The following is a 26,997-nucleotide window of genomic DNA, read 5'->3' as shown; positions in this document are numbered from 1 at the left end:
CCAGGGTGGCCGCCCGGCTCATCCCGGCGTCGCCCCTGCGCCGAGGAACTCCTCCACGGCGGTGCATACCCGGCCCAACGCCTCGGCCGAGCGGGCCAACGGGCCGGGCAGCAGCAACGAGTGGTCGGCCCCGTCGATCTCCAGCACGTGCGGGCTGAGCCGGCGCGCCTCCGCACCGTCCCACAGGGCATCGGCGGTGCCGCCGACCAGCAGGAACGGCGCGGTCGCGCGGGCGAGCGCCTCGGTCACGTCGGCGCGGCGCAGCAGCGGGGTGAGCCACACCGCCGGCAGCCCCCGATCGGCGGCGAACGGGGCGGCGAAGCTGCCCAGCGACTTGCCGACCAGCAGGTGCGTCGGCTCCGCCAGCGCCGGGGCGGCCTGCTCGGCCACCCAGGGCGCCGCCCGGTCCGCGCCCAGGTCCGGCGGCACCCGCCAGGTGATCTCGTGCGTGTCGAAGCCAATCCGGCGCAGGGCCTCACCGACGAACGCGAACAGCGGTGCCCGGGTGTCGTAGCCCCGCCCCGGAATGAGTACCGCGCGCCGGTCCGCCATCACCCGCCTCCTTCACCAGCTCTAACTGCCGCCACCGTAACGCCCCGACGCGCCCCGCCACCGACGACACTCAGATCGTCTGCGTCCGGTTCCGGCTCGTCTGAGGTGTAAGGAAGGGCCCCCTGTTAACGCCTCCGGTAGAGCAGGGTTCCCTTCTCACCACGCCACAGGGCGGGGCGCGGGCGGAAGGCGGCGCAGCTCGGGCAGGAGCCGGGTGGCCGCGTCCACCAGGACGGCCTCGTCCCCGGCGTACCAGCTACTGGCCCGGGGCCAGTGCGTCACCACGTCGGTGAAGCCGATCGCGGCGGCCCGTCCGACCTGCTCGGCGAAGAAGTCCGCGCTGCTCAGCGAGAAGACCGGGGCGGCATCGAGGGACAGGTAGCGGTCCAGGGTGGCCGGATCCCGGCCGGCCTCGGCCAGCGCCCGGTCCATCCGGGCGGCGAGGTCAGTCACCGTCTGCCACCACTCCTCCACGTCCTCGCCGCCCGCGCCGGTGGTCACCCAGCCCTGCCCGAACCGGGCCACCAGCCGCATCGAACGCGGCCCGTTGGCGGCCATCACGAACGGCACCCGCGGGGTCTGCACGCATCCCGGGTTGTTCCGGGCGTCCACGGCGGCGAACCAGTCGCCCCGCCAGGTGGTCCCGTCCTCGCGCAGGATCAGGTCAAGCAGCTCGACGAACTCGGCGAACCGGTCGACACGCTGGCGCGGCGGCAGCGTCTCCCCGCCCAGCACGGCCGAGTCGAAGCCGATGCCGCCCGCGCCGACGCCGAGCAGGAACCGGCCGCCGGAGACGTCGTCGAGAGCGGTGATCTGCCGGGCGAAGGCCGCCGGATGCCGGAAGTTGGGCGAGGCGACCAGGGTGCCGAGCCCGATCCGGGAGGTCACGGTGGCGGCGGCGGTCAGCGTGGTCATCGAGTCGAACCAGGGCCCGTCGACCAGGTCCCGCCAGCCCAGGTGGTCGTACGTCCAAGCGTGGTCGAAGCCCCACTCCTCCGCCTGCCGCCAGCGGCGCTGCGACTGCGACCAACGCTGGTCCGGAAGAATGACGATGCCAATCCGCATGATCGCCAGCGTACGGCGCGACCGGCGGGGGCCGTTGCCGGCATGGATTTCGATCACCCGGCCCCGGCGGTGGCCTGGCAGTCTCGGTGGCGTGACGAGCGGAACCGACTGGCAGGCGTGGCACGAGCCGTACGCCGACGAGAACTCCCCGCTGTCCCGCCGGCTGCGGCTGGTGCGGAGGGCGATCACCGCGTGGCTGGACGAGCGCCCCGGCGAGCCGCTGACGGTCGTCAGCGCCTGTGCGGGCCAGGGACACGACGTCGTCGGCGCGCTGGCCACTCGGGCCGACGCGCACCGCGTCCGTGCCACGCTGCTGGAGTACGACTCGCGCAACGTCACCGCCGCCCGGGCCGCCGCCACCCGAGCCGGCCTCGCGAACGTCGAAGTCCGGCCGGCGGACGCGGGCCGGCTCTCGTCCTACGCGGGGGTGGTGCCGGCCGACCTCGTGCTGATGGCGGGCGTATTCGGCAACGTCGACGACCATGACGTACGCCGGACAGTGGCCGCCCTGCCGCAACTGTGCGCGGACGGTGCCACGGTGATCTGGACGCGGACCCGGCGCGCCCCCGACCTGACCCCGGCGCTGCGCGGCTGGCTACGGGACGCCGGTTTCGCCGAGCGGTCGTTCCACGCGCCGGACGGCGTGCTCTTCTCGGTCGGCGCGCACCGGTTCACTGGCGCTCCCCGGCCGCTGGACGCCTCCGGGACGCTGTTCACGTTCGTCCGGTAGCCGTCGGCGTTATCGACTCCGTGTCGGCGACATAGCGGTATCCGCGCCACCACGACACCGCCACGTCGCCGGCATCGTGTTCTTTTCGCCGGCCGGCAGACGCCGAAGGCCCTGGCTCGGGACTCACGTCCTGACCAGGGCCTTCATACGTGGAGCGGGTGACGGGAATCGAACCCGCACTGTCAGCTTGGGAATTGACGATGGGTGGCAGGTCGGGAGGCCGGCGGCCTGGTCACGGCGGTCCCGGGTGGCCTGGGTTGACCCTGGCTGTCCTGCTCTAATGGCACGCTAATGGCACGGGCTACCCGTCCTCGAACGGCTCGTCGTGCCAGCGAAACCCGGCCTCGTCGTCCTCGATGCTCAGCAGGAACTCGGCCACTGGGCGGCCGTCCGGGTGGGTCATCGTGAGGGCGGCACGGATCTCGTCGTCGATCCGGATCATGGCCGCGTCGTCGTCCGCGTCGAGGGTGGCGCTCCGAGCGACGAAGAGCGGGCGTAACGGTTCGAACCCCGGCAGTGGGCGGAACCTGCCGTACGTCCAGGGGAAGTCGTGACTCTGCTCGTCGATCTCGCCGACCAGCTCGCCCCGGTGGTACAGCCGCCACATCCTGCCCGCGTCCACGGCGACAGCGTAGGCGGACCCGGTGTGGTCGGCTCTGGCGCGGCGTGGGTGACCAGCGAGGGCCGAGGGCAAGCCGGCGAAGCCGGCGCGGCAGCCGATCGCCAAAAGCTCGACGGCGGCCAGCTACGCTGGCGATCGTCACGGCCTGGTCGTGGTCGTCATCCGAGTTCAGGATGCTGCGGGCGCGGTAGCCCGTCGGCTGTCGGCGGCTTCCCGCCCCGGCGTCGCAGACGACCGGGGCGGTTGCCGCCGGACGGGGCCACCGCGCCCGCACCGCGCGCAGCGCGGTGCCTTGATCTATAACAGAACAACTCGGCAGTTGACCCCGCCAAATCCTCACGGCTCGATAGGGCCTCTTCGTCTCCGCCGACATGTAGTGGATCAGGCGCGGGTTTTGTATGGTATAGCAGTGACGCTAGAGACAGAGCTTGAGAAGTATCGACGCCAGATTTCAACGGACGCTTATCCGATGTCAATTGGCGAAGTCGCAAACCTTTACCGGGACGGAGAACTCGACATCCACCCCGAGTTCCAGCGACTGTTTCGTTGGACAACCACGCAGCAAACAAGGCTGATCGAAAGCATCCTCTTAGGAATTCCCCTACCCAGCATCTTTGTTGCCGCTAGCGAATCCGGCTGGGACGTAGTCGATGGCGTCCAGCGCCTTTCAACGATCTTCCACTTCATGGGCCTACTGCGGAACGAGGACGGGGAAACTCTTCCTCCATTCAAGTGCGACGAGGCACCTTTCCTTAAGTCCTTGGATGGAATGACGTATGAGCCAGGCAATGATTCCCCGGGCTTGAGCCAAGCTCAACGGATCGACTTCAAACGTGCGCGCCTAGATATGAAGATCATCAAGAGGCAGAGCGACAAGAGGGCGAAGTACGATCTATTTCAACGTTTGAACTCATTCGGAAGTGTCGCCAGCGAGCAAGAGCTTAGAAACTCGCTGCTGGTCAGCATCAGCAGGAAGCATTTCCTGTGGCTGAGCGAAATTTCGGACAATGTAGATTTCTTAACAGTCCTGAACCTCCCGAGCAGATCGATTCGGGAAAGATATCATATGGAAATCGCGCTCCGCTTCATCACCCTGAGGAATATTCCGGAGAGCAATCTGCGGACGCTAGGCTTCCTTGGTGAGTTCCTGACTGAGGAAGTGGTACCCCTTACGGAAATTTCGAATGAAGATCTAGCGGAAATGAAGGCGGTTTTTGAACGGACGTTCTCGGTTTTGAATAAAGCAGCGGGTGCCGATATACTCCGCAAGTTGAATTCAGCAAGTGGGCGACCGGTCGGCCCCTTCTCTGCCACAGCATTTGAAGTCCTAGCCCTCGGAGTCGCTTACCATGGCGCTCCCGCTCGCATAACTCCCGAGGTGGTTTTAGACAAGCAACGCGCTTTGTGGTCCGATCCTGAATTTTCGCCAGGATTCTCGACGGGCATCCGTGCTGACCAAAGAATGAGAAAGACGATTCCAAAAGGTCGACAACTGTTCTCGTAGTTGGGGGTCACCTAGATGACCCCTGAGGACTTCGTAGGAACCGTCCATCGCAACCTTGCACACCGCAAACGTGAGCTATCACAACTAAAACTGGATATTCAATCTCTCGAAGATGGACACGCCGAGCCTGCACAGATGGGATGGGCAACGAGAGCGGCGGTTGTTCTTGCCTACGCACACTGGGAAGGATTCGTTAAGACTGCCAGCGAGAAGTACGTGCGCTTCATCGTTGCTCAAAGGATTCCGACCTCTCTCCTGAAGGCTAGCCTTCAGGCGGCAAGCGTAGCCTCACACTTTAAGCGGTCGGAGGGGAGCCAGAAAGCCCGCTATCTTGGTGAACTACTCGCAGACATGGACGCAAAACGGCAAGAGATCTTTTCGGTCAACCCCGATAAAGTAATCGATACGGAAAGCAATCTGTCATCCCGTGTTTTCGCTGAGATCATAGCCGCACTCGGGCTTGAGGTGCCTACATTTGCCGTCACCCACCTCGGATATATCGACAGCTCCCTTTTGGCGGCAAGAAACAAAGTCGCACACGGCGAACTCCTTTCCTACTCGTCCGAAGAGGCTATTTCTCGCGTGGAGGTAGTCCTGACCTTACTTGACGGGTACGCGGACTATCTAATCGATGCCGTTCGCGATCGATTGTTCATGGCAATTGCCTGATCTTTGGTGAGTTCATTGCCGCTACCTTAATCTCTCCCGAAATCTTCTCGACAGTTCTCGCCTCGATAATTCTCTCGCCTATCTCAACCTCCAGAAGTTGCGGTTCCTCCACACCTGCCTCTATTTCTCTATAGAGATAGGGGCGGGCTGGTTTCCTCTCTCGCCATGAATGCACCGCTTGCCAGCTGAGATTGAAGGACCGAGATAACGTAGGTGCCTCGACGAGGCTCCATGGCGACATACCGCTATCCGACATGCTCGGCCGCCTCGCCCCGAGGCGGACCCGCCCCCCGCCACCAACGCCGCACTTCCAAAACATCCGACTGGCAGACATGTGACTCTAGGAGGACGATTTAGTAGTGATATTGACAATTGACTTCGGCCCGCCGTATCTCATCCCGCCGAGCGTTGCCCTCTCAAAGTCTCTAGCGCCGCTGAACGTCGCCTTGTCGAACCCGACAACTCCGCTGAACGTTGCCGCGCTGAAATCGGCGGCGCGGCTGAACGCCGCGAAATGGAACCAGGCAGCACCGCGGAATGCCGCCTTGCGAAACATGGCGGTGCTGTTAAACGCCGCATTATGGAACCAGATGTCACCGCCAAAGGTCGCCTCATAGAAAACGGCGGCACCATTAAATATCACCCCGCGGAACCAGGCGTCACCGCCAAATTCTGCCCCAAAGAACCGGGCGCTACCGCTGAACGTTGCCCCGCCGAACGTTGCCCGGCCGCTGAAGGTCGCATTGTTGAATCTGGCGTTGTGAAGGTGGCAGTGGCCGAAATCAGCGTTGATAAGGGTTGCTTCGGTGAGGTCCAGGGCCAGGTTTGGGCCCCAGTACGAGGGGTTGGTTCCTCCGCCGTGTGTCGTTGGGCGGAGGTGACGGGCGAGGATGCGTTGAGCGGCGAGGCGTACCTGACGTTCTTCTCGCGGGTCTATGGCTGCGTCATCGGCGTCTTCCTCTCTGGCATCTGTGGGGTCAAGCGAGGTTGGGTCGGTGTTTGCTCGTGCCTGGTTGGTGGGAGCGGGCTGACCATGGGGAGGGGTGTAGGGCATCCGTAGGTAGGCGCAGATCACCTCCGCGATGCTCTTCCGGTGGATCGGGTTGTCCTGAGCAAGGCGTTCCAGGGCATAAAGGCCCGCGAGGCGGACCGGGGCCTTGTCCGAGCCAAGTTGGTCAGCCGCCTTGACATACAGCTCGGTGACGCGCTTTTCACTTGCGTCGTACTCGGTGGCCTGCTGGCTGCGCTCGGCTAATTGCTGTCGGCGAAACGCCAGCAGTAGCGCGAACGCGGCGGTTACCGCCGCGCCGATGGTCAGGCCGGTCCGGATGGACTCCACCCGCAGCTGCGCCCGCTGCACCTCGTCACCCACTGTGGGCACCGAGCCTTGCAGCCAGGCAGCGGCGGCCCAGGTGACCACTGCCACCAAGGTCACCCCGGCCGGGATCACCCACGACCGCAGGGGGTGCACCTGCCTGTCTGGCGCTGTCGGTGCAGCTGATGCCTGATGTTCCTCGGTAGATCGGCGCCCCAGCAGCACACCCAGGATCAACACCGTCAGGCTCGCCGTCACCGGCAGCAGCACCGCCCAACTGGAAGCCAGCACACGCCACCACGAGCTGGGAAACCGGGTCAGCGCGACACCGAGCAGACCCAGCACGCCGGCAGCGATTAGAGAAGCACTCCATCGTTTCGTCACACTATGGAATCATGCCCGAACCAAGCAAGCGCGACGCCTTGCCTATTGTGGAACACAAGCGCGCAACGGCTTGCGGCCGCCGGAATAGCAACCCCGCGCCGCGCACTGACAGCGGCACGAAAAGGCCATTTCGGGCTGACCTACTTTGTCAGCCATCTCCACGGGGGTTGGGGTGAATACCAGAATCAGGCGTGTCCAGCGGGATTGTTAGCAACTCGATAGGTCCTGACGACTGCCTCGACCTTGCTTTTTCGGCACGTAACGTACTGATCTTCGATCAAAGTCGCTCCGACTTCGACGCCGAACAGCGCTGCCAACTCGGGCTCCGCAGCGACTTCCCGCTGCCTCCTCGCTTCCTTGTTGGCAACATTAGAAATATGCGCAGTGAATTCCGGATTCACGCAGGTTCCCCGGCCATGCTCCGTGGTGACCAAGCCGGTCTCTCGCAGGACGGCGATCGCTTGCCGGATCGTGCCGCGACTTGCTCGAAACTCGACAGCAAGCGCGCCCTCGGCTGGGAGAAGGGTTCCGGGCGAGATGACGCCGCTCTCGATGCGTTTGCTCAACTCGTCGGCGATGGCGCGGTAGCGAGGTTGTCCGTAGTGCGGGGTGGGCACCTGCTCACCGTACCTGGCACTTGTCTTACCAAGTGTCAACCAAGAGACCCGTTTCGACGTGTAGACAACTCGTTCAGTTGTAGGTACGTTTCCATCTGTGCGGCCAGGGTGACGGCTCGTGTCAGGGGTGGTCTCGTGCCGGCCCTGGTCGCACCTGAAGCGCGGCGTCCTGTCGGACCGGTTGCGGTAGCCGCGCACAAGTTGGCTCGGCGATACCCGACCCGTCTGTGTCGGACGGTGCGCCGTGCCTTCATCCGGGCCGGTGGCTGGCCAACCTCCGAGGCTGGCCACCGGCCCCCGCCTACCTCTGGAGGTGCGATGTCCGGCTCTCACCGTCGGCGCGGCTGGTTCTCATCCTGGTGGCCACGAACGCGAACGCCGATCCGGGCCACCAGCAGCAACGCCCCGTCCCGCCCGCGCCCGGCCTCGGTTCCGCCATCGCCGTGGTGGTCGGTGGCTCCGACGCGGGAGGTACCTGTACTGCCGTACGTGCCGCTGATGACCCTCGGGCAGGCGGCGCGGGGCAACGGCGGGCGGTGCCCGCGATGAGGCACCCGATCAGGCCAGCCGGGATCACGGGACACCCTGACTGGTGTGCCCCGGATCGCTGCGGCTACCTGGTGCCGCCGGTGCTGGCGCACATGGCCCGCCGCCATCGCGGCCCGATGCGCCGCGTCGGCGACTCCCGGGCGTCCGGTTTCGTCGCTACCTATCTCATCGGTGCTGATGGTTTCGGTCCGATGGTGGGGGTTCACGCGACGTGCCGGGCGGGCAACACCTGGGCGGAGTTGACGTTGCCACAGGCGGCCGAGCTGGTCGAGCACCTGCGCGGGTTGCTGGAGCAGGCAGCCGGCGACCAAGGGGGCCGACGATGAGTGAGGCCGTACCCGTGAAGGATGCCCGGCCGCCGTCGTCGGCTGCGCCGGTCGTGTGTCCGGTGTGGTGCCGGGGCTGCGGACCGAACGACCCGATGCACCGAGGGCTTCTCGCGACCATCGGGCGGGAGCGGACCGGCTGGGTCAGCGTGCAACTGCTCGTCGACCGGTTCGCGCGTCGGGACTTGGCCGTCAAGCTCGACGCGACCCGCTACGACGCGACTCAGGCCGTGCTGCTGTCGGCGGCACAGGTAGACCGGCTCATCGAAGAACTGACGCACGCCCGGCAGGTGATGCGGGCTGCGGCCGATCCGCACGGGCAGGCGGGGGAGACGCGGTGACTGCCAGCAGCCGGCGGGGCGTGCCGGTTCCTCGGACTCCGGGTCCGCGTCGGACGCTGTCGTCGCGTACGGCGGTGGCGGTGCCTGTGGTTCCGGAGCGGCCGGCTGGGGGGACCACCTGGCAGACGTTGGAACGTCTAGGGGGTACGGTGACCGGTGTGCATGGTCGGGACTGGCGCCCTCGCTATCTGCAACTCGCTGAGGAGTTGCGGGCGAAGATCGTGAGCGGTGAGCTGGCCCCTGGCACGCTGATGCCGAGCGAGACGGAGTTGGCCGACTCTTCCGGGCTGTCCCGCACGAGCGTGCGCAACGCCATCCGGCAGCTTCGGGAATGGGGCCTGGTCCGGGCCGAGCAGGGGCGCGGCACCTACGTGCGGGCACCTCGCCAGCGGGTACGCCGTCGCAACACCGAGCGGTACCAGTGGGAGAAGGATCGGGTACTGCTCGACGAGGCCGAGCGGTTGAAGACCGGCGCGACCGAGCATGACACCGGCCTGACCGCCGACGACCTCAAGTTCCACGCCGAGTACACCCGCGTCGACGCCGACGCGGAGATGGCGGCGGCCCTCCAGGTCGAGGCGGGCACGCCGCTGCTGCGCCGGGTCTACTGGACGTCCTCGCGGCACGAGAACGCGCCGCTGACCGTGTCGTACTCCTATCTGCCGTACGACCTGGTGGCCGCGAACCCCGACCTGCTCGACGAGAGCAAGGAACCCTGGCCGGGCGGCACGCAACACCAGCTCTACACCGTCGGCATCGAGCTGGACCGCATCGACGACGAGATCCGCGCCCGGCCGCCGTCGCCGGACGAGGCCGAGTTGCTGGACATCGACCCGGGCGTGTCCGTGCTCACCGTGCGCAAGACCTCCGTCGACACCACCGGCCGGGTCGTCGAGGTGGCCGACGTGGTGATGCCGGGCGACCGGACAGAGCTTGTCTACTCTCACAAACTCCAGCGGTGGAAAACGTGACGCAGCTCGTCTCGGTCATCACCCCGGTCCACGCGCCCAGCATCCAGTACCTTGCTGGCGCGTACGCGTCGCTGGCCAAGCAGGACATGCCCCCGGGGTGGGACTGGCAATGGCTCGTCCAGGAAGACGGGCAGACCGGCGCCCTCGTCGACGCGCTGCTCGATGACCCCCGGATCAGCCTCGGCACCGGCCGCCCCGGCGGGCCAGGTGTCGCCCGTACCCTCGCGCTTTCCCGGGTGTCCGGGCAACTCATCAAGGTCTTGGACGCCGATGACCAGTTGACCCCCGGGGCACTCGCCCGGGACATCGCCGCGTTCGACGCGCACCCGCAGATCGGCTGGACCACCTCGCGGGTACTCGACCTGCTGCCCGACGGGTCAACCGCCGGATGGGACAAGGACCCGGCCGGCGGGGTCATCGACCGCGGTTCGGTCCTGTCGTTCTGGCAGGCCAACGACTACCGGGCGTCCGTGCATCCGGCGACGCTGTGCCTGCGCCGGGATCTCGTCTTCGCCCTCGGCGGCTGGATGGCCCTGCCGGCCTCCGAGGACACCGGCCTTCTCCTTGCCGCCAACGCGGTCAGCGAGGGCTACTTCACCCGGGAGTACGGCCTGCTCTACCGCAAGTGGCCCGGCCAGGTCACCAGCCAGGCCGCGCATCGGGAACCCGCCGAGTATCAGGCACGCATGAGGATCATCGAGGCCAGAGCCAACGCCCTGGCCTCGATGGTCCCGAACGGCTTCGGCTTCGGCGGCGCTACGGCGTAGCCTCGTGCCCCGGCATCCCGTGGGTACGCCGACGCTCCTTCATCTCCGCCTCGTAGATGTGCCGACGGCCACCGGCCAGCTTCTCCCGCGCGTACCGCTCGATCTCCTGGAACGCCGCGTAATAGCCGTCGTCGAACTCCTCCACGATCTGGAACGTCCACCGGCCCGGGAGAACGTTCCGCCCCAACAACTCGTACTCCACCCGATCGGCGACCCCGTCGTGCCCCGCCTCCCGTAGGAGTTTGACTACCCGGTCAAGCGTCAGGTCCGCCCCGCCGACGAGCTGGTGAGCCGAATACAGGTGACCCCGTACCCGGTGGACCACTTCCAGCGCCTTACTCAACTCGCCCAACGCTTCAACAGTCGTGTCATCCACTCCACGCGGTCGCTGCCACTCAACCGAATCAGTCATCGATCCTCCTCAAAATCACTTCGGTCGGCCTTGCGTAATGGTGCTAGTTGCATCTCCCGCACTGCAAGCTAACGGAACCGCTCGATGGGCAGCGGCCAGCGCATGATGAACATCCGAGTTGCATCGGCTTCTTCCACGCCACTTACCCATCACGGGATTGGGCTAACTTCCGATTGGCGAGCTACGACAATAGGGTAGTCGAGCACGTTTTGAATCAGTAAAATTGAGACCTGCGCGAAACAGCTGGTCCACACGTCCTTCGAGTTTGCCTAGCTTCGGCTGGCATATAACCCTACTAAGCACAATTTCCTGCTGAAGGATTTCAGGACGAAAGTCCTCCCACAGAACCGTAAGCGTGTGATCGCCGGATTCCAGCACGTAACCAACCATCGTGGTGCTGCTGGAAGCTGAAGATCCCCTGATCGTTATTTCTTCATGTGGCAACCAAACCGGCATGGCCGATCCCAAAAAACCTGCCACAAGGAAGGCGATTTGCAGAGGAGTGAATGAGAGGCGTTCTTCTTCTCGAGATCTACGTGCCTGCTTTTCGTCCCCACCTCTAGAACCCGCGAAGCGTAACGCCATCCCGATCCCCATTCCCGCCAGCGAGGAAAGTGTATAAATGAGCGGCAAAGTCATAAATGCAACCAGAAAAATGGAGGTCGCGGCTACGAGCATTTTTGGCCGAAAGGCGCGTCCGCTGATCGCCCACTTCATGAGCATCGCGACAATCGCCCCCAAGGCGAACGGCGCTAGGTAGAAAGACAACGAAAACATTGCGGCCGGAACATTGAGGGTGCGAAACAATAGCAATGCAACATCACGATCTCCGCCACTGATGCGGTGGACGTTCCAACTCACAACAAGCACAGGAGTTAGCGCCAGTAGAGCCCCCGAGGCAAGCGATGATGTCGCTTCCTTCCCCCATGCGATGCCTTCGTTTTCTTCAGGCAAGCCTTCAGTCTCTTCAGCCGAGGATATTTCTCGATCAAGGTCTTTGGCTTGCCTTCTCCGCTTTCGATTCCCCTGCACGGCCTGATTGTAAAAGGGGCCAGCACGTTGACTTGTCTGCCAAGTCGGTCTACCTTGGTTCCTGCAACTTGGCAGACATGCCTACGACTTGGAGGTGTGAGCGATGGCTCTGCGTGGCGGTACGAGGTTCGCCGTGCGTTGTGAGGACGTGTTCCCGGCGGGGTGCGCCCTGGTTCCCGAGTCCCTGGGTGAGGTCGAGGACTACGACGAGAAGACGGGTCGGCGTAGCCCGGCGAAGGACAAGCTGACCGGCCAGCGGGTGTGGCAGGTGCGCGTGATGGACCTCGACCCGGAGCTTGGCAAGCGCTCCCGGGAGACGACCGTGAAAATCTCCGCCGACCACCAGCCGGTCCCGCCGACGGGCGCGCCGTTCGAGGCGGTGGAGTTCGAGGGCATGACGGTCACGCCGTACGTGTCGAACAACGGTCGGATGGCGTACTCGCTGCGGGCGACCGGGATGCGCGCCCCGGCGGGCGTGGCCGGCAAGCAGAAGGCGGCGGCGTAGCCGTATCAGGTGGGGGCGGGGCTGTCAGGTCTTGGCGGACGGCAGCCCCGCCCCCTGTGTCTCTTTCCCCTGCTCTGTCGAGAGAGGTAGTGACGTGTCCAAGCGTAGGCGTTCGCCTGCCCCCGTTCAGCCTCGGTGCGAGGTGTGTCAGTCCCGGTTCGACCCGGCCACGGGTGCTGACGGTCGGTGTTCCGGTTGCGTCGGGCAGCTCGTTCTTCCGTTTCCTCCGGTCCGGGATGCGTCGGGCCGGTTCGTGTCCCTGCGGGGTGCGCGGTGATGCGCCGGCCGCGTGGTGAGGTGATCCTGACGTCGGCTGGGGATCTGCTGGTGATCCGGCCGAAGCGGTTCGTCCTGCCGATGTGGTTGGTCGTGCTCGGCTTGGTGCTGCGCTGGCTGGCCCGGTTCTGCTGGTGGTGCCTTCGTCACCCGGTCACCGTGGGCCTGGCCGTGGCCGCCGTGGTCCTCTACGCCGAGCACGGCTGGCCGGGCGTGGTCGTGCCGCTGGTCCTGGCGTCGGCGGTGTCGGCGCTGTGGCGGTGGCGCGATGAGGCGTCCTGGTGGCGGTGGTGCGCGGGGCCGCTGCTCGGCCGCCTCCGACAGGTCTTCGTGTATCGGCGGGCGTGGCACGAGGCCATGACCCTGTGCGGCCTCGCCGCCACGTACGACCATCGGCCCGTCCTGCCTGAGTTGCTGCGGATGCGTTCGGATCAGGCCCTCGACGTGTTGACCGTGCGCATGGTCCGGGGGCAGACCCCGGCCGACTTCAAGAAGGTGACGGCGAACCTCGCGTACGCCTTCGGTCGGCGGCACGCCCGGGTCTACTCCGAGCGCCCCGACGCCCCGCCGACCCGTACCGGCTACTGGGCCTTGCTGCTGGGGTGGGTGGACCGGGTGCGGTTCCGGGACCGTCCGACGCTGGTGTACCTGGTGCTGGTCCGCACCGATGCGCTGCGGCCGGTCGTGCCGCCGTTCGACGCCCCGACGGTGCCCGACCTGACCGCGCTGCCGCTGGCCCGGCGGGAGGACCTGGGCACCTGGTCACTGTGCCTGCTCGCCACGCACGTCCTCATCGGCGGGGCCACCCGGTCCGGCAAAGGTTCGGTGCTGTGGTCGCTGGTACGGGCGCTGGCCGGCGGCATCACGTCGGGCCTGGTCCGGCTGTGGGTGATCGATCCAAAGGGCGGGATGGAGTTCGCCATGGGCCGCCCGCTGTTCGCCCGGTTCGCCGGCACGTCCTTCGAGGCCATGGCCGACCTCCTCGACGAGGCCGTGGCGGTGATGCGGGAACGTCAGACTCGGCTCGCCGGAACGGTCCGGGTCCACACCCCGACCGAGGTTGACCCCCTGGTGGTGGTCGTCATCGACGAGATGGCCGCACTCACCGCGTACCTGCAAGACGTCGACCTGCGTAGGCGCATCGCGTCCTCGCTGGGGCTGCTGCTGTCGCAGGGGGCCGGGGTCGGCGTCCTGGTGGTGGCGGCCTTGCAGGACCCACGCAAGGAAGTGCTGCCGTTCCGGGACCTGTTCCCGACCCGCATCGCGCTCGGGCTGACCGAGGCGGCACAGGTGGACATGATCCTCGGCGAGGGTGCCCGCAACCGGGGTGCCCTGGCGGATCAGATGCCGCGATGGGCCAAGGGCGTCGGGTACGTAATCCTCGACGGCACCCCCGAACCCCTGCGGGTCCGCTTCTCGTACGTCAGCGACGACGACATCCGCGACCTTGCCCGCCGGTATCCGGCCCCGGCCGATGCGGCGGACATCCTCGCTCAGGTCGGCCGCGAGTCGACCCCGGAACCGGTCCGCCCGCCGCTGCCCCGCAAGCCGTCCGGGCCGCTACTGCCCGACGCGCTGCGCAACCTCCTCGACCCCGACAACGGGGGTGAACCGCGGTGACCGCCAGCCCGAACGGACGCCGGTTCTACCGGCTGCGTACCCCCGAACCGACTACCGCTGTGTCCGTCCGCGTCGACCCGGAACGGCCCGACCCGTACCCGGTCCACCTGGCCGTCGGCGCGGGCCGGCGACGGATGTCCCTGACCCCGGACGAGGCGTGGGCGCTGTGGCGCTGCCTCTCCGAAGCCGTCGCCACGCTCGGCACCCCTCCCGACTACATCCGCACCGACATCCGACCGGCCCGGAGGTAACCGCCGTGTACACCCTCGCCCGCATCGTCAACCGGCTCCGGCGTCCGCTGCGCATCCGCCTCGTCGGCCCCGCCGACCAGGCCGCCGCCGCCCTGCACGGCCTGGCGCACATGGTCGGCCGCCGCCCCGACATGGCCGACCGGCGCATCCGCATCGACCTCACCATCCGCGAGAAGCCGTTGCAGGAGTGGCGATGACCGAGCGCACCGAAACCGCCGTACGCCTGGTCATCCTGCTCGCCATCGGCACCATGGCCGGCGCTGCCGCCTTCACCCACGTCCACGACCTGTCCGTCACCCACGGCCAACCCGACTGGATCGGCTGGGCCAACGCCGTAGCCGTCGAACTCATGGCCATCTACCTCGGCCTCGAACTACGCGCCCGCCGCCGCGCCCGCCGCCCGGTCGGCCTGGTCGCCTCACTGCTGGTGGCGTTCGCGCTGCTGTCCCTCGCCGCCCAGGTCGCCGAAGCCGAACCGTCCGTGTGGGGCTGGACCGTGGCCGCCGTGCCGTCCCTGGCATTCCTCGCCCTGGTCAAGGTCGTCCTGTCCAACGCCCCCGCCCTGCCGCCGGCACCCGAACCCGACCAACTCCCGATCGACTGGGACGAGGCACCCGAGCAGACCACCACCGACCCCGAACCGGAGCGTCCGGCCGACCCCGTGCCGCCGGCTGTCCCGGCCCCGGCGGTGCTGCTGCCTCCGCGTGGCGTCGTCCAGTCGAACCGGCCGCACGTCGTCGGGATCATCCGATGACGGCCACCCCCGCCGCCGAGCGGCTAACGGAACTCGTGCACGACCTCAATCAACCCGACGATGTGCGCGTTGAACTCGTCCAGCTCCTCGGCCGGCACCCACAGCTCCAAGATGGTCTTGCCACCGGCCTGACGGACCGGGTAGCGGCTCAGGAACTCCGACTCCACCCGGAAGCGGGTGACGTAGCCGACGCCGGACGCGGGCACGTTCCAGTCCCGGGCGATCATGACCGCGTAGTCCTCGTTCAGGACCGGATAGAAGATCGGCTGATCCGGCAGGCGCGGCGGCCACTTGCACCACCCCGACTCGCGGACGAGATCCAGCTCTTGCGGCCCGGTCGGTCGCCACAGCACCGTCGTTCCGTCATCGCTGTTCATGTCGACCTCGCCGCTCGGGTTCCGGGTGAGCCCGGACAGTACCGACCGACCCGCGACCGACACCACCGCATTCGGTCCACGCGGGAGGCGGGCCGATGACTGCTGTGACCCTGCCCGGCCTCGAAACCGCCGTCCCGACCCCGGCTGCTACGCCCCGGCCGGGGTCGCGGGCGGCCCGCATGGCGCTACCCCGCTCCGTCGACGTGCTCAAGCAGATCGCCATCGAGTACGGCGTCTGCGTCCGCCCCCTCGCCATGCGCCGCACCGACCTCGACACCGGCCTGACCGAGGTCATCGACCTGCCCTGCGGCGCGACCCGCGAGGACAAGTGCCCGCCGTGCGCGAAGAAGAACCGCCGGCTGCGACAGGCACAGATCCGCGAGGGCTGGCACCGCGACGACGAACCCCTACCCGGCCCGCAACCCGCCACCGAAGCGCAGAAGTCCCTGATCCTGTTCCGCGCACACCTGGAGTTCTCCCGAGACGAGGCATCACGAGCGTGCCAGTGGGACCAAGTCACCGACCTCGACGAGGCCATCCGCGAGGTAGAGGAAGCCATCGCCGCAGAGGGCCTGCGCGGGCGTGTCGGCCCACCCCACGCGGGCACCGACGACGACCAGGGCGACGAGGACAACGGCCGCCGTCGCAAGCGCTCCACGAAGCGGCGGCAGGATGCACCCGACCTGCCTCGGCGCAAGGTCGAAGCGCGCACCGTCGGCCGCACCTACACCGCCCCCGACGGCTCCACCTACCGGCCGTCGATGTGGCTCACCCTCACCCTCGACTCGTACGGGCCGGTCCGCCCCGACGGCACCCCCGTCAACCCCGACCGCTACGACTACCGCCGCGCCGCCTGGGACGCCGTCCACTTTCCCCGCCTGCTCGACCGGTTCTGGCAGAACCTCCGACGGTGCGAGGGCTGGAACGTCCAGTACGCCGGCTGCGTCGAACCCCAACGCCGACTCGCCCCACACGCACACTTCGCCATCCGGGGCACCATCCCCCGCGACACCCTGCGCACCGTCGCCGCCGCCACCTACCACCAAGTGTGGTGGCCGCCAGTCGACGTCCAGCGGTACACCGCCGACCGGCCCCCCATCTGGGACGAAGACGCTTCGGCGTGGGTCGACCCGGACACCCGCCACCCGCTGACCACCTGGACCGAAGCCCTTGACGCCATCGACGACAACCCGGAAGCCGAACCCGTGCACGTCGTCCGGTTCGGCATCCAGGTCGACGCGCGCGGCGTCATGCCCGGCACCGAGGATGCCGAACGGACCATCCGGTACGTCACGAAGTACATCACCAAGCACACCGGCGACTGCCACAAGGCGACCACCGACCGGCAACGCGCCCACCTCGACCGGCTCTGGCGCGCACTGCGGGTCACCCCGTGCACCGACCGGTGCGCCAACTGGCTGCTCTACGGCGTCCAACCCCGCAAGGCCAACGCCAAGCTCAAGCCGGGCCGCTGCAAGGGCAAGGTCCACCAACGCGACACCCTCGGCATCGGCGGCCGACGAATCCTCATCTCCCGCGACTGGTCCGGCAAGACCCTCGCCGACCACAAACACGACGTACGCGCCTGGGTACGCGCCCTGCTCGGCGTCACCACCGACAGCGCTACCGCCAACGGCACCACCAGCAGCACCACGGCCGGCGACCCCGGGCAGCTCGTCGACGACCAGGGCGCCACCGCCGAACGGGCCCGGCACGCCTGGGAACTCGCCCGACCCGACGACGCCGACGTCGGCCCGCTGTCCTACCGACTCATGCGCTCGATCAGCGAACGCGCCCGCTGGCGCACCGAACTACTCGCCGCGAAGGACCGGGCCGAGCAGGGACCGGCAGACCTTTCGGCAACTCAGCACATCGCACCACAGCACGACGGGGAGGAAGATCAAATTGGACGAGGTCCTTACGATCGAGCAGGCAGCGGCCCGGATCAACATGAGTGAGCGCTACGTGCGCCGCCTGGTCGCCGAACGGCGTATCCCGTTCCACAAGCTCGGGCGCAGCGTCCGAATCAAGGCCGCTGACCTCGCTGCGCACGTCGAGTCCGGGCGGGTGGAGCCGCTGACCGCCTCCGGGGTGTGGCGTGACCTTCAGCGGGTGGCCTGATGGCGAACAAGGAAGGGCATCGGCGGTTCGGCAACCTTCGCAAGCTGCCATCCGGGCGGTACCAGGCGCGGTACCCGGGGCCGGACGGCCGGATGCGGAACGCGCCGGAGACGTTCAGCCGGAAGTCGGACGCCGACCGGTACCTGACGCTCGTCGAGGCACAGATGGTGCGGCGGGAATGGGTCGACCCGGACTTGGCCAAGGTAAAGCTCGACGACTACGCACGGCGGTGGATCGAGCAGCGGCCGAACCTGCGGCCCCGGACCGTCCACCTGTACGGCTGGCTCCTGGAAAAGCACATCGTCCCGTACCTCGGCGGAACCGAGCTGGGCCGGCTGGACACGCCGATGGTTCGCGACTGGCGGGCGGAACTGCTCGGCAACGGCGTCTCGGTGAGCATGGCGGCCAAGGCGTACCGGCTGCTGCGCGCGGTGCTGATGACGGCGGTCAAGGAAGACCAGATCCTGACCCGGAACCCGTGCCAGATACCCGGTGCCGACCAGGAGAAGGCCGCGGAACGGCCGGTGCTCACGCTCGCCCAGGTCTTCAAGCTGGCCGACATCGTGCCACCCCGCTATCGCGCCCTGGTCCTGGTGACGGCCTTCGGGTGCCTGCGCTGGGGCGAGGTGTCCGCACTGCAACGGCAGGACATCGACACTGCGGCCGGCACGATCAGGATCAGGCAGGCGTACACCGAACAGCGTGGGGTCGGCCTGGTGCTCGGGCCGCCGAAGTCCCGGGCCGGCCGACGCACGGTCACCCTGCCCCCGGCGGTCGTCGAGGTCGTCCGTGACCACCTGGCGGCCGAGGTCGACGACAACCCGGACGCGTTCGTCTTCACCACCGAGAGTGGGCGCCCGATCTGGCGGGGCAACCTGAACAAGCTCATCGCCTGGAAGGCGAGCGTGTCCAGCATCGGACAGCCGAACCTGCACTTCCACGACCTGCGGCACACCGGGAACACCCTCGCCGCCCGGACCGGGGCGAGCACCCGCGACCTGATGGCCCGGATGGGTCACGACTCACCGCAGGCCGCGCTGATCTACCAGCACGCGACGGCGGAAGCTGACCGGGCCATCGCCCAGGCGCTGCACGAGGCGGTGCGCGCGGACCGGAAGAAGGGCAAGAAATCCGACGCCAAGGGCAAGCGCAAGGACAAGCCGGGCAAGAAGAGCAACAAGGACGGCGACAGGTGAGGCTAGCCGCCTGGTGCCGCCTCTGGCAGCTCGGCCGGCCGGTAGGCGACAGCTCGGTCGACCACCTCGACGGCTGTCAGTTCCGGATTGACTGCGAAGATCAGCTCGGAGATGTCCGGGTAGTCGAGGTCACGTTCGAGCCGGTCGAGCCAGTCGTTCAGCTCGGCATGGTCGGCGTAGCCAAGCCTCATGATCAGCGTGACGAGCCGGATCGCTTCGTCTCGGGTCAGCTTCCCGGGCAAGCCGCCCTCCGACCTGGCTAATGGCACGCTAATGGCACGCCGCATGATCGTTGACCTTGGAACATCGAAGGCCCTGGCTGGGACTGTCGTCCTGGCCAGGGCCTCGATCGTGGAGCGGGTGACGGGAATCGAACCCGCACTGTCAGCTTGGGAAGCTGATGTTCTGCCATTGAACTACACCCGCAGGCGGACCCACTGTACCCGACGCCGACGCCGCGTGCACCCAGGTACCCCCTCGCGCGCTCTCCGCTCCCACCCGCCTCGACGCCCGAGCCCGCCCCAAGACCCGCAGGCCATCGGCGGTCCACAAAGTTTCATTGCCGCAACACATGACCATTCTCAAATGCCTCGATCGGTTGTAACGTCTCCCGCACGTTCAAGCCACGGCGCGATATACCCCCTGTCGCGCCGCCAGAAAGAGGTGGGCCCATGGGACTCCGTCCCAACCTGCTGACCCGGCGCACCGCCGGCGTCGCGTCGACGTCCCTCGCACTGCTGCTCAGCACCGCCGCCGTGGGTCTCGTCCCGGCCGCTTCGGCCTTCTCCGCCGCCCCGGCGGAGGTCTGCGTTGAGCCGGCCGACGCCTACTCGGACGCCCGGGTGAAGGCCGGCGCGCACACCAAGCGCGAGCCGAACGAGCTGACCGCCAAGGAGACCCGAGAGCGGGAGGCCGACCTCGCCGCCGCCCTGCGCGAGCGAGCCAAATTCCGGGCCGGTGCCGGTGCCAGCGCGCTCGCCACCGTGACCGTCCCCGTCATCGTGCACGTCATCCAGGAGGACAGCACCCGCGCCGGCGGCAACATCCCGGACTCGCTGATCAACTCGCAGATCAATGTGCTGAACCAGGCATACAGCGGCGCCACCGGCGGCGCGGCGACCGCCTTCAGCTTCCAGCTCCAGAGGATCAACCGGGTAACCAACCCGGCGTGGTACCCGATCGTGCAGGGCTCCTCGGCCGAGCGCTCGATGAAGTCCTCGCTGCGCGAGGGCGGCAAGAACACGCTGAACATGTACCTCGGCGAGCTGAGCGACGGTCTGCTCGGCTGGGCCACCTTCCCGAAGCGCCGGCTGGACAGCATGGACGGTGTCGTCGTGCTGAGCGAGTCGCTGCCGGGCGGCACCGCCACCAACTACAACCAGGGCGACACCGGAACCCACGAGGTCGGCCACTGGCTGAACCTGTACCACACCTTCCAGGGCGGCTGCCGCGACTCCGGCGACGGCGTGAGCGACACGCCGGCCGAGGCCGAGCCGGCGTACGAGTGCCCGACCGGGCGGGACACCTGCACCGCGACCGGCCTGGACCCGATCACCAACTTCATGGACTACACCTACGACTCGTGCATGTACCAGTTCACCGCCGGCCAGGCGGACCGGATGCTGACCGCGTGGAACGCGTACCGCGCGGCCTGACGTACCACTGTCGCTGATCACCCCGGTGCCGGCTCCGTCTCGCGACGGGGCCGGCACCGGCGTCTGTCGGGGTCAGGCCGCCGCGCGGTGGGCGCCGCGCCCGCCGTGGGCCGACCGCCGATCCGGTACGCCCACAGCGGCACCGCCCGACACGGTGCTCGCGGCATCGGCGGCCCGGGGGTCGAGCCAGACCTGCACGGCCGGCCGGCCCGTCCCCTCGCCGGGGCGGACGGTGCCGACGTCGCCGCGCCGGGCCAGCATCGCCACGTCGACGGTGAACTCGAAGAGCCGCCAGTCGACCTGCGGAGCGGCCCGCCCGATCTCGGCGAGCCGGGCCACCCGGGCCTGGTCGGTCACCGGCCTGGCCTGCCCGGCCACGTACGCCTCGTCGTCGCTGTCCTCCGGCGGGAATGAGTGCAGCGCGTAGCGGCCGTCGCGCTCGAGGTCGCGCCGCTTCGGCGAGTCGACGACGAAGCAGTAGAGCCCGTCGTCGGTGATCACCGGGGAGACCGGGTGCACCCGGGGCCCACCGTCGGCACGGACGGTGGCCAGGTAGCCGAAGCCCGGCCCGTACTGCTGCATGAGGTGACGGATCCCGTCGGCGAGTCGTGGCTCGTCAGCGGCGAATTCGGACCAGGAAGCCATACGGACATGCTATCGAACACCTGTACGACACGCGAAGCGCCACGCGCGGGTCGGGGCGTACCGATCGCCGGCCCGCTGACCAGCCTCGCTATGGTGTTGCGATGCTGCTCTCCGACCGCGACCTCGTCGCCGAGCTGAAGGCCGGCACGCTCGCGCTGGAGCCGTTCGAGCCGACCCTGGTGCAGCCGTCGAGCATCGACGTACGCCTCGACAAGCTCTTCCGGGTCTTCAACAACCACCTCTACACGCACATCGACCCGTCGCTGCAACAGGACGACCTGACCTCCATGATCGAGGTGCCCGACGGCGAGCCGTTCGTGCTGCACCCGGGCGAGTTCGTGCTCGCCTCCACGCTGGAGGTGATCTCGCTCGGCGACCAGCTCGCGGGCCGGCTGGAGGGCAAGAGCTCGCTGGGCCGGCTGGGACTGCTCACCCACTCCACGGCCGGCTTCATCGACCCTGGCTTCTCCGGGCACGTCACGCTGGAGCTGTCCAACGTGGCGAACCTGCCGATCACGCTCTGGCCGGGCATGAAGATCGGCCAGCTCTGCATCTTCCGGCTGTCCTCGCCGGCCGAGCACCCGTACGGGTCGGCCGTCTACGGCTCGCGGTACCAGGGCCAGCGCGGCCCGACCCCGAGCCGCTCCTGGCAGAACTGGCGCACCTGGCCGACCCGCTGACGCCGGGGTGCGAGGGGGCCCCTTCTCGACCGTATGCGTTAAGAAGGGGCCCCTCCTTGCACCTCAGCCGGGGCGGCCGAAGCTGTGGATCGGGCCGTCGTCGACGCGCTTCATCCTCACCGGAACGCCGGCCCGGGAGGCGTGCACCACCCAGCCGCCGCCCACGTACATGCCTACGTGGTGCAGGTCGGCATAGTAGAAGACCAGGTCGCCGGGGCGCAGGTCGGCGCGGCTGACCCGGGCGGTCACCGACCGCTGCTGGGCCGCGTTGTGCGGCAGCGAGACCCCGGCCTTGGCCCACGCGGCCAGCATCAGGCCCGAGCAGTCGTACGAGTTGGGGCCCTCGGCGCCCCAGACGTAGGGCTTGCCGATCTGGGCGCAGGCGAACTTCACCGCCGTCCCCGCGCCGCCGCCCGGGTAGGACGCCGGGCAGGGGGCGGGCCGCAGCGGGCCGCCACCGCCGTTGCCGTACACCTTCAGCCGCAGCTTCTGTAGGCGGTCGATCTCGGTGTTGATCTGCTTCTTCTTTGCGGCGAGCTGGGCCTCGGTGCGGGCGAGCTGGGTGACCATCTCGTCGAGGGGCTTCTTCTTCGCGGCCAGCTCGTCTCGGAGGTCGACGACCGCCTGGACGTCGCGCTGCTGGCGCTGGGCGAACTGGTCGAGCATCTCCAGTTGCCCCAGCATCTGGCTGGGCGTGCGGCTGCCGAGCAGGGCGTTCACCGTCGAGATGTTGTCGCCCTTGTACGCCTCGACGGCGAGGCCGCCGACCTTCTCCATCGCCTCGTCCACCTGACGCTGGAGGGGCCCGATCCGCGCGGCGAGCGCGTCGGCCTGCTTGCGCTTGGCGGCCAGGTCCTGGCGGGTGGCGTTGTGCCGCTCGATGAGCGGTTCGAGCTTGTTCCAGTCCTCGTCGATCTGCCGCTCGATCTCGGCGACCGAGGGGTCGGCGTAGGCCACGGTCGGGGCGCCGGTCAGGACGACGGCGACTCCGGCCAGGGCGGCGAGGACGGTGGTGAAGCGTGACCAACGGGTGCGCGGCGCAGCCGGCATGCGGTCGGCGTCGGCCGACCGGCGTGACGGGCACCGCGAGGCATGATATGCCACCGGGCTCCGTGTCTCCTTCTTCCGCTACCGCCTACCGGGTTAGCTGACGGGTTCGGGCGGGAAGGGAGAGCGCCCTACCGCAGCACCGCTGCGGATTCACCCCGGCGTACCTGGGTCCCCGGCTCGCCCGGAGGCGACTCGGCGGTGTCGTACCGTCACCGCCCGGCTGGGCGGTACAGCTACCGGTCGACAATTGGCCAGAGTAGAGACGCGCGTTATCGATCCGCAACCCGCCGGGCCGGTGACACAACGTGCAGACCGCCGCGCGTACCCGGCCCGCACGGCGAAGGCCCCCGGTCGGGTGGACCGGGGGCCTTCGGGCGGGTCAGCGCGGCGCGGCCTTCGCGGGGGCCGCGCCGGCGTCAGCCGGGTCGGCGGAAGCCGGCGACCGGCATGGTGTTGATGCTGCTCACGTTGACCGGCTTGCCGGCCCGGGGCGCGTGCACCATCTTGTCGTTGCCGATGTAGAGGCCGACGTGGTGCAGGTCGCTGAAGAAGAACACCAGGTCACCGGGGCGGGCCTCGGAGCGCGAGACGGCGCGGCCCTCGTTCCACTGAGCCCCGGTGAAGTGGGTCAGGTGAATCCCGGCGGCCTTGTAGGCATACTGGGTCAGGCCGGAGCAGTCGAACGTGTCCGGGCCTGCGGTGTTGAAGACGTACGGGTCGCCGACCTGGGCGCAGGCGGTCCGGATGGCGGTGCGGGCGGCCGCGCTGACCACGCCGGTGACCGTCGGGCAGCCCTCGGTGGACACCACGGTCTTCGGCATCGACGCCTGGAGCCGCTTGATCTCAGAGTTGATCTTTACCTTCTTCTCCGCCAGTTCCTTGGTCTGCTTCTCCTGGGTGGCGATGAGCGTGTCCAGCTTCTGCTTCTCCGTGTCGTACTTGGCGCGCACGGCGAGCACGCCCTCGACCTGCCTGCGCTCCTGCGCGGCCAGCCGGTCCAGGATGGTCAGCTGCTCGGCCAGGGTGCCCGGCTTGGTGCTGACCAGCAACGCGCCGATGTCCTGGGAGGGGCCGGAGATGTAGTAGCGGGAGGCGAGGTCACCGACGCGGTTCATGGCCAGCTCGGTCTCCAGCGCCAACGGCTGGATCTTCTTCTCCAGCGCCTTCGCCTTCTCCCGGTTGGCCTTCAGCTGCGCGGACACCTTGTTGTACTGCTCGATGGTGGGCTCCAGCTGCTCCCACTGCTTGTCGATCTGCGCCTCGATCTCGTCGACCGAGGGCTCGGCGTACGCGGGCGCGGTCAGTGTCCCGGCACCGACGGCGACCGCCGCGACCAGGGTGAGCAGGCGGTGTACGAACCGGCGGACACCACCCGGGCGAGCGGGTGACCGTTCCGGGGCACGACGATGAGGGGGCATGGTTGCCACCGGCACCGACTCCTTCGCAACCGACCGCCGGGCGCCTCGCGAGAGGGAAGATCGAGGCAGACGACCCACAGCGGTCAGCGCCTCACATTAGGGGAGTCCCGCGCGGGGAATCAAGGCGGGTCCACCCGCCGTGACGTCCCGCAAACCGTGCACATACGACGGGTACCGGTCGCACCGCGACTGCGCAGCAGACGGTGGTGGCGGTGTGGAGAGGAACGGCGGTGGCCGGTCAGCCCATGATGGCCGTCAGCACGTCGTCGAGGGTCACCACCCCGAGCGGGAGACGGCCGTCGCTCACCAGCACCATGTGCCGCCGCTCGCGGCGCATCGACAGCAGCAGGTCGGCCAGCGTACGGTCCGGCGGCACCACGGCCAGCGGATGGTAGACCCCGGCCGGCACCGGGGCGCGGCGCTCCGCCCCCGCGTACCCAAGAACGTCCTTGACGTGCACGAAGCCGAGCACCCGGCGGGTGGACCGCTGCACCACCGGGAACCGGGACCGGCCGGTGCGGGTGGCCAGCACCTCCAGCGAGGCCGGGGAGACGTCCTCGGCCACCGTCGTCACCGTCGACCAGGGTTGCAGGGCGTCCGCCGCCGTGCGGGTGTGCAGCGCGAGCGCCCCGGTGATCCGGGCGTGCTCCTCGGCGTCGAGCAGCCCCTCCATGCGGGCCTGCGACACCAGCCCGGCCAGTTCCTCGGCGGTGAAGACGGTCTTGACCGCGTCCGTCGCCTCGACCCGCCAGATCCGCAACACCTGCCGCGCCGCCCACTTCATCGCCAGCAGCAGCGGCTTGGTCGCCGTGCAGAACGCCAGCATCGCCGGCCCCAGCCAGAGCGCCGACGTCTCCGGCCCGGCCAGGGTGATGTTCTTCGGCACCATCTCGCCGACCACGGTGTGCAGGAAGACCACCACGCCGAGGGCGATCAGGAAGGCCAACGGGTGCACGGCCCCGTCGGGCAGGCCCAGCGCGTGGAACAGCGGCTCGATCAGGTGGGCCAGCGCCGGTTCGGCGATCGCGCCGAGGCCCAGCGAGCAGACGGTGATGCCGAGCTGCGCCCCAGCGATCATCAGCGGAATCTGGTTCATCGCCGACAGCGCCCAGCGGGCCCGCTTCGAGTCGGCCGCCAGCGGCTCGATCACCGTTCGCCGGGAGGCGATCAGCGCGAACTCGCTGCCGACGAAGAACGCGTTGCCGAGCAGCAGCAGCACCGTGACCAGCAGTTCAGGCATCGTCCCCGGGCTCCTCCGGGCGCAGCACCCGCACCTGCTCGATCCGGTGCCGCTCCACCTCGACCACGGTGAACTCGTACCCGCCCTCCTCGACCGTCTCCCCGGCCACCGGGATGTGCCCGAGCCGGGCCATCAGGAAGCCGGCGAGCGTCTCGTACGGGCCCTCGGGAAGCCGGAAACCGGTCTGCTCGACCAACTCGTCCTCACGGAGCACCCCGTCGACCAGGACGGTCCGCTCGCCGCCCGGCACGGTCAGCTCGACCGGCCCGCCGTCGTCGACCGCGTCCGGGTCGAACTCGTCGGCGATCTCCCCGACCAGCTCCTCCACGAGATCCTCCACGGTCACCACGCCGTCGGTGCCGCCGTACTCGTCGACCACGATGGCCAGGTCCGCGTCGGCCGCCTTGAGCGCGGCCAGGACGCCGTCGAGGTCCAGGCTCTCCGGCACGTACACGGGCTCGCGGGCGACCGACGCGACGGTGGTCCTGGCCCGGTTCGCCAGCGGTACGCCCAGCGCGTCCGGCACCGCCGCGACGCCGGTGACCAGGTCGAGGGTCTCCTCGAAGACCGGAAACCGGGTCCGGCCGGTCTGCTGGGCAAGGGCCAGCAACTCGGCGACGCTGGCCGTGGCACGCAGCGCGATCACGTCCACCCGGGGGGTCATCGCCTCGGCGGCCCGTTTGTCGCCGAACCGGATGGTGCGTCGCAGCAGCATCGCGGTGTCCGGCGGGAGCGCCCCGGCCCGGGCCGAGATCGCGGCCAGCAGCCCCAGCTCCTCGGGGGACCGGGCGCTGGCCAGTTCCTCCTGCGGCTCCACCCCGAGCCGGCGGACCAGCGTGTTCGCCGAGTTGTTCAGCCCCCGGATCAACCACCCGAACGCCCGGGAGAAGCCGCGCATCCCGCGGGCGGTGGCCAGCGCGGTGGGCATCGGCCGGGCCAGCGCGAGGTTCTTCGGCACCAGCTCGCCGAAGAGCATGGACAGCAGGGTGGCCAGGGCCAGGGCGAGGAACGGGGTGAACCGATCGGCCGCCGGCCCCAGCGAGTGCAGCGCCGGGGCGAAGATCCGGGCCAGCGCCGGCTCGGCCAGGTACCCGGTGAGCAGGGCGGTGATGGTGATACCGAGCTGTGCCCCGGAGAGCTGGAAGGACAACTCGTGCAGCGCGCGGCGGACGGTCCTCGCCGCGCCGTCGCCGGCGGCGGCCCGCCGGTCGATCTCCGGCCGATCCACCGTGACCAGGGCGAACTCGGCCGCGACGAAGAACGCGTTGCCGGCGGTCAGCAGCACGAAGCCGACCAGTGGCAACACCGTGGCAACCAGGAGACTGTCGATGATCGGTTCACCTCGGCAGGATT

Annotated in this window: 31 protein-coding genes, 1 tRNA gene and 1 riboswitch; of the genes, 17 read left to right on the top strand and 15 right to left on the bottom strand. The window is 68.3% G+C overall.

Annotated elements, in window-relative coordinates; translation table 11 throughout:
- Positions 1 to 18 precede the first annotated feature (18 nt).
- A complete protein-coding gene (locus MCAG_RS15400) occupies positions 19 to 552 on the bottom strand; it encodes an alpha/beta hydrolase (protein ID WP_036373578.1) in 534 nt (177 codons plus the stop codon).
- Between the two features lie 156 nt (positions 553 to 708).
- Entirely contained in the window at positions 709 to 1,617 is a 909-nt protein-coding gene (locus tag MCAG_RS15395) for an LLM class flavin-dependent oxidoreductase (RefSeq protein ID WP_007073911.1), read from the bottom strand.
- A 91-nt stretch (positions 1,618 to 1,708) separates the two neighbouring features.
- Between MCAG_RS15395 and MCAG_RS15390 the strand changes: the two genes are divergently transcribed.
- Entirely contained in the window at positions 1,709 to 2,347 is a 639-nt protein-coding gene (locus MCAG_RS15390) for a class I SAM-dependent methyltransferase family protein (RefSeq protein ID WP_036373576.1), read from the top strand.
- A gap of 301 nt (positions 2,348 to 2,648) precedes the next feature.
- On the opposite strand, the gene MCAG_RS15385 is transcribed toward MCAG_RS15390, so the two are convergent.
- Complete coding sequence (locus tag MCAG_RS15385) at positions 2,649 to 2,969, bottom strand: hypothetical protein (RefSeq protein WP_007073910.1); 321 nt, start codon at positions 2,967 to 2,969, stop codon at positions 2,649 to 2,651.
- Between the two features lie 409 nt (positions 2,970 to 3,378).
- Between MCAG_RS15385 and MCAG_RS30885 the strand changes: the two genes are divergently transcribed.
- Positions 3,379 to 4,473 (top strand): DUF262 domain-containing protein, encoded by a 1,095-nt coding sequence (locus MCAG_RS30885; protein ID WP_157548085.1) that lies wholly within the window; start codon positions 3,379 to 3,381, stop codon positions 4,471 to 4,473.
- A 15-nt stretch (positions 4,474 to 4,488) separates the two neighbouring features.
- Positions 4,489 to 5,142: an MAE_28990/MAE_18760 family HEPN-like nuclease gene (locus MCAG_RS32595; protein ID WP_007073908.1), complete on the top strand. Its 654-nt coding sequence runs from the start codon at positions 4,489 to 4,491 to the stop codon at positions 5,140 to 5,142.
- Between the two features lie 340 nt (positions 5,143 to 5,482).
- Here MCAG_RS32595 and MCAG_RS15380 read toward each other — a convergent pair whose 3' ends face one another.
- The gene (locus MCAG_RS15380; RefSeq protein WP_232290188.1) at positions 5,483 to 6,841 is read right to left on the bottom strand and encodes a pentapeptide repeat-containing protein; all 1,359 of its coding nucleotides are present in this window, start codon (positions 6,839 to 6,841) and stop codon (positions 5,483 to 5,485) included.
- Between the two features lie 185 nt (positions 6,842 to 7,026).
- Positions 7,027 to 7,458: a GntR family transcriptional regulator gene (locus MCAG_RS31830; protein WP_198141572.1), complete on the bottom strand. Its 432-nt coding sequence runs from the start codon at positions 7,456 to 7,458 to the stop codon at positions 7,027 to 7,029.
- Between the two features lie 629 nt (positions 7,459 to 8,087).
- On the opposite strand from MCAG_RS31830, the gene MCAG_RS15375 reads away from it, so the two are divergent.
- The 4 genes from MCAG_RS15375 (at position 8,088) to MCAG_RS15360 (ending at position 10,412) form a co-directional block, all read left to right on the top strand.
- Positions 8,088 to 8,333, top strand: coding sequence for a hypothetical protein (locus MCAG_RS15375; RefSeq protein ID WP_232290187.1), 246 nt, complete (start codon positions 8,088 to 8,090; stop codon positions 8,331 to 8,333).
- 95 nt (positions 8,334 to 8,428) lie between these two features.
- Positions 8,429 to 8,674, top strand: coding sequence for a hypothetical protein (locus tag MCAG_RS15370; protein WP_036373573.1), 246 nt, complete (start codon positions 8,429 to 8,431; stop codon positions 8,672 to 8,674).
- 149 nt (positions 8,675 to 8,823) lie between these two features.
- The gene (locus MCAG_RS15365) at positions 8,824 to 9,645 is read left to right on the top strand and encodes a GntR family transcriptional regulator (RefSeq protein ID WP_007073906.1); all 822 of its coding nucleotides are present in this window, start codon (positions 8,824 to 8,826) and stop codon (positions 9,643 to 9,645) included.
- A complete protein-coding gene (locus MCAG_RS15360) occupies positions 9,633 to 10,412 on the top strand; it encodes a glycosyltransferase (protein WP_198141571.1) in 780 nt (259 codons plus the stop codon). Before MCAG_RS15365 ends, MCAG_RS15360 begins: the two co-directional genes overlap by 13 nt.
- Here the strand turns inward: MCAG_RS15360 and MCAG_RS15355 are convergent.
- Positions 10,402 to 10,824, bottom strand: coding sequence for a hypothetical protein (locus MCAG_RS15355; protein ID WP_007073904.1), 423 nt, complete (start codon positions 10,822 to 10,824; stop codon positions 10,402 to 10,404). The genes MCAG_RS15360 and MCAG_RS15355 overlap by 11 nt on opposite strands.
- Before the next feature lie 162 nt (positions 10,825 to 10,986).
- Complete coding sequence (locus MCAG_RS32590) at positions 10,987 to 11,856, bottom strand: hypothetical protein (protein ID WP_157548083.1); 870 nt, start codon at positions 11,854 to 11,856, stop codon at positions 10,987 to 10,989.
- 103 nt (positions 11,857 to 11,959) lie between these two features.
- Here MCAG_RS32590 and MCAG_RS15350 point away from each other — a divergent pair, with 103 nt between their 5' ends.
- The 5 genes from MCAG_RS15350 to MCAG_RS15330 all read left to right on the top strand — a co-directional run bounded on the left by MCAG_RS15350 (position 11,960) and on the right by MCAG_RS15330 (position 15,262).
- Complete coding sequence (locus tag MCAG_RS15350; protein ID WP_036373570.1) at positions 11,960 to 12,361, top strand: hypothetical protein; 402 nt, start codon at positions 11,960 to 11,962, stop codon at positions 12,359 to 12,361.
- Positions 12,362 to 12,637: 276 nt separating this feature from the next.
- On the top strand, positions 12,638 to 14,257 hold the full coding sequence (locus tag MCAG_RS15345) for an FtsK/SpoIIIE domain-containing protein (RefSeq protein WP_007073902.1): 1,620 nt from the start codon (positions 12,638 to 12,640) through the stop codon (positions 14,255 to 14,257).
- Positions 14,254 to 14,508 carry a hypothetical protein gene (locus MCAG_RS15340; protein WP_007073901.1) on the top strand — a complete coding sequence of 85 codons (255 nt, stop codon included), beginning with the start codon at positions 14,254 to 14,256 and terminating at the stop codon, positions 14,506 to 14,508. The genes MCAG_RS15345 and MCAG_RS15340 overlap by 4 nt, the downstream gene beginning before the upstream one ends.
- A gap of 5 nt (positions 14,509 to 14,513) precedes the next feature.
- A complete protein-coding gene (locus MCAG_RS15335) occupies positions 14,514 to 14,705 on the top strand; it encodes a hypothetical protein (protein WP_036373568.1) in 192 nt (63 codons plus the stop codon).
- A complete protein-coding gene (locus MCAG_RS15330; RefSeq protein WP_036377246.1) occupies positions 14,702 to 15,262 on the top strand; it encodes a DUF2637 domain-containing protein in 561 nt (186 codons plus the stop codon). Before MCAG_RS15335 ends, MCAG_RS15330 begins: the two co-directional genes overlap by 4 nt.
- Positions 15,263 to 15,285: 23 nt before the next feature.
- Here the strand turns inward: MCAG_RS15330 and MCAG_RS15325 are convergent, their stop codons facing one another.
- Positions 15,286 to 15,639 carry a hypothetical protein gene (locus tag MCAG_RS15325; RefSeq protein ID WP_007073898.1) on the bottom strand — a complete coding sequence of 118 codons (354 nt, stop codon included), beginning with the start codon at positions 15,637 to 15,639 and terminating at the stop codon, positions 15,286 to 15,288.
- A gap of 95 nt (positions 15,640 to 15,734) precedes the next feature.
- Between MCAG_RS15325 and MCAG_RS34860 the strand changes: the two genes are divergently transcribed.
- Genes MCAG_RS34860 through MCAG_RS15310 form a run of 3 tightly spaced genes read left to right on the top strand, consistent with a single transcriptional unit; the run spans position 15,735 to position 18,956 of the window.
- On the top strand, positions 15,735 to 17,597 hold the full coding sequence (locus tag MCAG_RS34860) for a replication initiator (protein WP_007073897.1): 1,863 nt from the start codon (positions 15,735 to 15,737) through the stop codon (positions 17,595 to 17,597).
- A complete protein-coding gene (locus MCAG_RS34855) occupies positions 17,590 to 17,760 on the top strand; it encodes an excisionase family DNA-binding protein (RefSeq protein ID WP_228986585.1) in 171 nt (56 codons plus the stop codon). The genes MCAG_RS34860 and MCAG_RS34855 overlap by 8 nt, the downstream gene beginning before the upstream one ends.
- Positions 17,760 to 18,956, top strand: coding sequence for a site-specific integrase (locus tag MCAG_RS15310; RefSeq protein WP_007073895.1), 1,197 nt, complete (start codon positions 17,760 to 17,762; stop codon positions 18,954 to 18,956). The genes MCAG_RS34855 and MCAG_RS15310 overlap by 1 nt, the downstream gene beginning before the upstream one ends.
- A 2-nt stretch (positions 18,957 to 18,958) precedes the next feature.
- On the opposite strand, the gene MCAG_RS15305 is transcribed toward MCAG_RS15310, so the two are convergent.
- Both MCAG_RS15305 and MCAG_RS15300 read right to left on the bottom strand, forming a co-directional pair.
- Positions 18,959 to 19,243, bottom strand: a complete 285-nt coding sequence (locus MCAG_RS15305) for a hypothetical protein (protein WP_007073894.1) — start codon at positions 19,241 to 19,243, stop codon at positions 18,959 to 18,961.
- 65 nt (positions 19,244 to 19,308) lie between these two features.
- Positions 19,309 to 19,382: transfer RNA gene (locus MCAG_RS15300), tRNA-Gly, on the bottom strand.
- Positions 19,383 to 19,627: 245 nt separating this feature from the next.
- Between MCAG_RS15300 and MCAG_RS15295 the strand changes: the two genes are divergently transcribed.
- The gene (locus MCAG_RS15295) at positions 19,628 to 20,611 is read left to right on the top strand and encodes a zinc metalloprotease (RefSeq protein ID WP_036373565.1); all 984 of its coding nucleotides are present in this window, start codon (positions 19,628 to 19,630) and stop codon (positions 20,609 to 20,611) included.
- A 72-nt stretch (positions 20,612 to 20,683) separates the two neighbouring features.
- Here the strand turns inward: MCAG_RS15295 and MCAG_RS15290 are convergent, their stop codons facing one another.
- Positions 20,684 to 21,256 (bottom strand): pyridoxamine 5'-phosphate oxidase family protein, encoded by a 573-nt coding sequence (locus tag MCAG_RS15290; protein WP_007073892.1) that lies wholly within the window; start codon positions 21,254 to 21,256, stop codon positions 20,684 to 20,686.
- Positions 21,257 to 21,357: 101 nt separating this feature from the next.
- Between MCAG_RS15290 and dcd the strand changes: the two genes are divergently transcribed.
- Positions 21,358 to 21,936: a dCTP deaminase gene (dcd, locus tag MCAG_RS15285; RefSeq protein ID WP_007073891.1), complete on the top strand. Its 579-nt coding sequence runs from the start codon at positions 21,358 to 21,360 to the stop codon at positions 21,934 to 21,936.
- 63 nt (positions 21,937 to 21,999) lie between these two features.
- Here the strand turns inward: dcd and MCAG_RS15280 are convergent, their stop codons facing one another.
- From MCAG_RS15280 to MCAG_RS15265, 4 genes are all read right to left on the bottom strand, one after another.
- Entirely contained in the window at positions 22,000 to 22,986 is a 987-nt protein-coding gene (locus MCAG_RS15280) for an NlpC/P60 family protein (protein WP_232290186.1), read from the bottom strand.
- A gap of 67 nt (positions 22,987 to 23,053) precedes the next feature.
- Positions 23,054 to 23,194, bottom strand: a riboswitch (cyclic di-AMP (ydaO/yuaA leader).
- Between the two features lie 208 nt (positions 23,195 to 23,402).
- Complete coding sequence (locus MCAG_RS15275) at positions 23,403 to 24,419, bottom strand: NlpC/P60 family protein (protein ID WP_007073889.1); 1,017 nt, start codon at positions 24,417 to 24,419, stop codon at positions 23,403 to 23,405.
- A 223-nt stretch (positions 24,420 to 24,642) separates the two neighbouring features.
- Positions 24,643 to 25,644, bottom strand: coding sequence for a hemolysin family protein (locus tag MCAG_RS15270; RefSeq protein WP_007073888.1), 1,002 nt, complete (start codon positions 25,642 to 25,644; stop codon positions 24,643 to 24,645).
- Complete coding sequence (locus MCAG_RS15265; protein ID WP_036377232.1) at positions 25,637 to 26,947, bottom strand: hemolysin family protein; 1,311 nt, start codon at positions 26,945 to 26,947, stop codon at positions 25,637 to 25,639. Before MCAG_RS15265 ends, MCAG_RS15270 begins: the two co-directional genes overlap by 8 nt.
- Positions 26,948 to 26,997: the final 50 nt, after the last annotated feature.

This window comes from Micromonospora sp. ATCC 39149 (assembly GCF_000158815.1).
GTDB lineage: Bacteria > Actinomycetota > Actinomycetes > Mycobacteriales > Micromonosporaceae > Micromonospora.
The sequence above is the reverse complement of the archived record's forward strand: the minus strand, read 5'-3'. Positions and strand labels throughout refer to the sequence as shown.

Excerpts from the sequence above, each read along its gene's own strand:
- MCAG_RS34855 (WP_228986585.1), top strand. The coding sequence starts at position 17,590 with ATGAGTGAGCGCTACGTGCGCCGCCTGGTCGCCGAACGGCGTATCCCG.
- MCAG_RS15330 (WP_036377246.1), top strand. The coding sequence starts at position 14,702 with ATGACCGAGCGCACCGAAACCGCCGTACGCCTGGTCATCCTGCTCGCC.
- MCAG_RS15280 (WP_232290186.1), bottom strand. The coding sequence starts at position 22,986 with ATGCCGGCTGCGCCGCGCACCCGTTGGTCACGCTTCACCACCGTCCTC.
- MCAG_RS15400 (WP_036373578.1), bottom strand. The coding sequence starts at position 552 with ATGGCGGACCGGCGCGCGGTACTCATTCCGGGGCGGGGCTACGACACC.
- MCAG_RS15270 (WP_007073888.1), bottom strand. The coding sequence starts at position 25,644 with ATGCCTGAACTGCTGGTCACGGTGCTGCTGCTGCTCGGCAACGCGTTC.
- MCAG_RS15305 (WP_007073894.1), bottom strand. The coding sequence starts at position 19,243 with ATGCGGCGTGCCATTAGCGTGCCATTAGCCAGGTCGGAGGGCGGCTTG.
- MCAG_RS15325 (WP_007073898.1), bottom strand. The coding sequence starts at position 15,639 with ATGAACAGCGATGACGGAACGACGGTGCTGTGGCGACCGACCGGGCCG.
- MCAG_RS32595 (WP_007073908.1), top strand. The coding sequence starts at position 4,489 with ATGACCCCTGAGGACTTCGTAGGAACCGTCCATCGCAACCTTGCACAC.
- MCAG_RS15350 (WP_036373570.1), top strand. The coding sequence starts at position 11,960 with ATGGCTCTGCGTGGCGGTACGAGGTTCGCCGTGCGTTGTGAGGACGTG.
- MCAG_RS15370 (WP_036373573.1), top strand. The coding sequence starts at position 8,429 with ATGCACCGAGGGCTTCTCGCGACCATCGGGCGGGAGCGGACCGGCTGG.
- MCAG_RS15290 (WP_007073892.1), bottom strand. The coding sequence starts at position 21,256 with ATGGCTTCCTGGTCCGAATTCGCCGCTGACGAGCCACGACTCGCCGAC.
- MCAG_RS15345 (WP_007073902.1), top strand. The coding sequence starts at position 12,638 with ATGCGCCGGCCGCGTGGTGAGGTGATCCTGACGTCGGCTGGGGATCTG.
- MCAG_RS34860 (WP_007073897.1), top strand. The coding sequence starts at position 15,735 with ATGACTGCTGTGACCCTGCCCGGCCTCGAAACCGCCGTCCCGACCCCG.
- MCAG_RS15395 (WP_007073911.1), bottom strand. The coding sequence starts at position 1,617 with ATGCGGATTGGCATCGTCATTCTTCCGGACCAGCGTTGGTCGCAGTCG.
- MCAG_RS15295 (WP_036373565.1), top strand. The coding sequence starts at position 19,628 with ATGGGACTCCGTCCCAACCTGCTGACCCGGCGCACCGCCGGCGTCGCG.
- dcd (WP_007073891.1), top strand. The coding sequence starts at position 21,358 with ATGCTGCTCTCCGACCGCGACCTCGTCGCCGAGCTGAAGGCCGGCACG.
- MCAG_RS15355 (WP_007073904.1), bottom strand. The coding sequence starts at position 10,824 with ATGACTGATTCGGTTGAGTGGCAGCGACCGCGTGGAGTGGATGACACG.
- MCAG_RS15310 (WP_007073895.1), top strand. The coding sequence starts at position 17,760 with ATGGCGAACAAGGAAGGGCATCGGCGGTTCGGCAACCTTCGCAAGCTG.